The sequence below is a fragment of the Oleiphilus sp. HI0117 genome, from assembly GCF_001635235.1.
In genome coordinates, this window is record NZ_LWGA01001247.1 from 1 (window position 1) to 4,142 (window position 4,142).

General features: G+C 42.1%; 7 protein-coding genes. All 7 read right to left on the bottom strand.

Features of this window, described 5'->3' with window-relative positions; genetic code table 11:
- Window positions 1-281, bottom strand: a 281-nt coding sequence (locus A3757_RS21690; protein WP_197470206.1) for a metallophosphoesterase, incomplete at its 3' end; no start/stop codon positions are given.
- A 28-nt stretch (window positions 282-309) separates the two neighbouring features.
- Window positions 310-768 carry an antitoxin Xre/MbcA/ParS toxin-binding domain-containing protein gene (locus A3757_RS21695; protein ID WP_068751061.1) on the bottom strand — a complete coding sequence of 153 codons (459 nt, stop codon included), beginning with the start codon at window positions 766-768 and terminating at the stop codon, window positions 310-312.
- On the bottom strand, window positions 710-1,132 hold the full coding sequence (locus A3757_RS25895) for a hypothetical protein (RefSeq protein WP_156506488.1): 423 nt from the start codon (window positions 1,130-1,132) through the stop codon (window positions 710-712). The genes A3757_RS21695 and A3757_RS25895 overlap by 59 nt, the downstream gene beginning before the upstream one ends.
- Window positions 1,098-1,517: a hypothetical protein gene (locus tag A3757_RS21705; protein WP_068567293.1), complete on the bottom strand. Its 420-nt coding sequence runs from the start codon at window positions 1,515-1,517 to the stop codon at window positions 1,098-1,100. The genes A3757_RS25895 and A3757_RS21705 overlap by 35 nt, the downstream gene beginning before the upstream one ends.
- On the bottom strand, window positions 1,514-2,287 hold the full coding sequence (locus tag A3757_RS21710; protein ID WP_068567295.1) for a metallophosphoesterase: 774 nt from the start codon (window positions 2,285-2,287) through the stop codon (window positions 1,514-1,516). The genes A3757_RS21705 and A3757_RS21710 overlap by 4 nt, the downstream gene beginning before the upstream one ends.
- A 24-nt stretch (window positions 2,288-2,311) precedes the next feature.
- The gene (locus A3757_RS21715; RefSeq protein ID WP_068567296.1) at window positions 2,312-3,358 is read right to left on the bottom strand and encodes a hypothetical protein; all 1,047 of its coding nucleotides are present in this window, start codon (window positions 3,356-3,358) and stop codon (window positions 2,312-2,314) included.
- A 62-nt stretch (window positions 3,359-3,420) separates the two neighbouring features.
- On the bottom strand, window positions 3,421-4,142 hold a 722-nt coding region (locus A3757_RS27185; RefSeq protein ID WP_231878354.1), incomplete at its 5' end, for a hypothetical protein.

Below are 4,142 nucleotides of genomic sequence, written 5' to 3' on the forward strand. Positions count from 1 at the left end.
CTGCATAGGGGGTCATGTAAACCATATAAAAATAGTGACTCATGATTCCCTAGGACGCTATGAACATTAGGCGTGCAACTAGCAAACTCAATCAGCTCTGCGCAAAAATCACCACGATCAATTAAGTCACCGGTAAATATAAGTATGTCTTCACGCTCAACGAAGCTAACCTTTGCCAGCTGTTTATCAAGCGCAGGTTTATCGCCATGAACATCACCGCAGAATAAGACTCTCTGCCCAACTCGAGGTCTGATTAGTTTATGAGGGTTTAGCTTGATCATTAGTCTGAATTAGTACCCTTGCTAGAGTTTAGAAAAGCGACTTTAGGTAGTTAGACACTAGCGCAAGATCGCTCAGAGCACCGCCTTTCAAAAGGTCCAATGCAGCTCGACCACCAAAAAGCTTTGCATTGTTTGGTTTATTGATCCACTCATCTGCTTGTTTAGATTGTCTAAAAAGAGTATGCAATGATCGATAAATATTTAGAATATGACTCATTCTCTCTGCTTGTTCTGCTGTGAATTCGTGACCATTAGGATTTGACGCTACCACCGTAAACTCTTCCTCACTGTCAAACCCAATTAGGTTAGCCTTGACCTTATCTGAGCATTGCCAATCGCTTAATACTCTGCAAACAGTTGGCACAGCCAAAGCTGTTTGTGCAATATCAAAAGACATCAATGTCCCCCCCTTTACTTCACAGAAACGTTTAATCATTACCGATGGGGCAATGAAGGCAAAACTGATAAAACGGTGCGTTATAGTCATTAAAGTGCCTTGTATAATGTTCCGTCTCACAAAAAATAATTGATCTTAATTTGTTATAGGTTCCCATATCTAAATATGTACGTATTGCATAACTGTTATTATGCTGTGCAGGCAAGTCTCCAAGTCCTTTCACCAACAAGGAATCAACTTCTTTACACTGATTTAAATCAAGATGTTCGGTTGTGCAGAGCAGCTCGCGAGTACTTTTGCCTTCACTTTCAAGACGTCCCTTCAAATCTATTTGGAACTGTTCAATATTCCGTTCTGAACCAGTAATAACGATGTGACTCGATAAACCCATATTTAGATAATTGATCAACTTATCCAGATCAGAAATCATCGCGAGGCCTTTGATTAGTTGCATCCAAATTCATTGAGCTGAAGTATTCATGCCTAAGCTTATTATCATGCGGTAACACCCAATAAGGTTTGGTTTTAGCGACCACCAGAACACGATTCAAAGGATGTCGTTCGTTCACTATGTTTCGCATCACACTATTCAAGTTTCGTCTAAAGCGGGCCACAGGCAATACTTGGCAAGATATGTTTTCTACCACCTTCCCTCCATACTTGTTAGCAACCTTAAGACTGTCACCCTCCAAATAGGTGCCATCATAGGCTGGGTTCTTTGATAGTGTTGCCAATACTTCGCCGTTTTTCTGCGATACGGCAACTAACTCAGCCTTTACTAAGCTGGCAATGCGTTCACCCTCGCACTCATACTGCAAAACAGCTAGCTTGTATTTCATAACTCGATTACCTTGTTGGTAAGGTATGAGTCCTGACACTCTCTGCCATAGCCATGCTGATTACTGATCACACGAGTTGCTCCCATGTTTACATCGAAATTTGCGTGTGTGTGGCCAAAGGCCCAGATAGCCGGTTGATACTGCTCAATTAATGCATCGAACGATGAACAAAAATAAGCCGTCATTTCATCGATGGGAAATTTAGGGTTGGCTACTTTAACTGATGGAGCGAAGTGAGTGATGACCACGGTATGTTCGCAAGATGTTGGCGCCGACAGGGCCCTCTCAAGCCATTCGGATTGCTGTTCGCCTAACTCAATACAGTCATCAGTCGTAAATGTGTTATCGCCCATCCCTATCTGATAAAAGTCGTTGATTGATTGACCAACAACTCTACTAGCATGTTGCTGTTGATCTTTCCCTAAGCTCAGCATGCTCGGCCAGCCAGTACAACCAATAAATCGAATATTAAACAACTCAACGGTATCGCACTGAAGAAAGTGGATACGCTCATATTTCTTTAAGGAGTCCTTAAGAGCCACTTCTGCAGAAAGCATATCCTCGCTTCCGTAATACTCATGATTGCCTGTTATATAAATGATCTGCAATTCAGAATGTTTATCACTCAGTTCGATTAACAAGTCTGCGATATGACTGATGTATGAAATATCACCCGCTAGAATTAATACGTCCGGTACAGTACCTAACCAACCTTCAGGCGACTTCTGTAGTTCTAGGTGCATATCACTGTGCAGTGCGATTGTCGTCATGCTCTACCTCATTCTAATTTATTGTTATTCACTATCATCACCCAGGTTGTTCAAGCCATCTAATGCCTTCGGCGACATAATAATCTTCATTTTCTTTTTCAGCTTCACGACCGTTGGGTCAAAGTTTTGGATAATGTCTTTATGAGCATCGAATAAAAACTGCTTTAGCTTTGTTGCTTCACGCTCTTTGAGATGCGCTAGCCTTTCATTAGACTGTAGGTAGCCTTGGCAATCATCTAGGAAGTTTATAAACGTAATCTTTTTAGCTGTCTCGGCGTTATTTACAATGAAATTCCAATGAGGACCATCTATTTCATCACCCTGCTTTTCAAAGTAGACTTCATTTCTTGACTCGACGTGAAACTCATCGTTCAATCGATGATAGGTTTCACTTAGGTAGATTCGGTTTCTTGATTGTAATTCTTCTAGCTCTGCTTCAAGCCCCTTCGCATCAGTTTTGAAGTCCCAGAGCATACCTCCCTCGACGTTTTTACCGTGGTCATCCCCATCGACTAAGTCATAAGGAATCAGTGACTCAATGAACTCAGTCGCTGCCTCCTCTAGCGCGTCATACAAGTAGTAACTTAAGCTTGATACCGTTGAATAATAGAAATGGTCTTTACTGTCTAACAATCTGACCCAGTTATGATTTAGATAGAGTCGGTAGTCTCGATCAACCCGGGATTTAGGAAAATCCCTCTTTGTCGCCTCTTGTTGGTATTCATAATCCTTAAGATCATAGTCATACAGTGAATCAAAACTTGTTAAGTCAAAATCAGTGCCCTGTAACTCGCAAAGCCGAAATGAATTGTTGCCAATACCGGTTAAGGCTGTCGTGTAGGCATTAAGCAAATGACGATGTGACGACGCCAAGCTGTCATCTTCGTTTTGTGCATCGTACGTCAAACCAAACAACTCTCGGTAAAGAAACTCTTCGACCTTATCTCTATTGTTTTCGTAATAGTGCTGGCGACGTTTGTCTTTCTCTCGCCCGGAATACGAGAAAAACATTGGATCGATTAACATCAACAAACGAGTGATGATTTTTTTATCTGGCGTGTACATTTTCATTTCATCATCACCTACTTTAAATTGATTTAACAGTTTCTGGTCGTCGTTTTTATTTGACCTAGTTAGTCATAATCACAATCAGGCGAACCCCATTCTTTTCCAACTGGGCCGCCTAAGGCTCCTTGAAGCTTTCGGTGCTTACACCAGGCGATAGCAACTTCATCCATCGCTGTATCAGGAATACTTACAAATAATTGCTCAGAGCCTGCGGTTACTTTCTCGATTGCAAACTGCTCGGGGTCACGCATTGATATCATTGCGTGTGATTCAAAATCACTAAAGACATTATGCTCTTGATAAAGATAGGTCTGGGTATCTGGATGATAGGTAATTACTTTGGGGTCTTGTTCAAGCTTAATTGCCGTTTTGGCGAGCTCTTTTTGGCTGATAAAATGCTGTACGACGCTCACCAAGCACTCAGGATCAAATGATGCTGCAACTACATCTGCAATTGCCCGCTCTTGGATACAGGAAGCATTAGATATATCTGCCCCCCAAATACCGTTAACCATGTCAAAGTATGCATTGCCGCTAACATCCGTTAAGCCATAATCACGGCAGGTTATCACCCACCTTGCCGGATTGTTTTGCTTGGCTTGCGCAGTCTTTATAAACTCCAGTAAACCATCGTCTTCCGGACTCTTATTCAAGATATTCTCTTCCGTGTCACGACTTGCGGGCGACTCCTTGCGCTCGTGATTTGCAGAAGGTAAATCATTAATTGCGGCTCGCATACGAGTTAATCTTTCAGCCCTATAATCGTCAGGTCGATTGCCCGGCATTG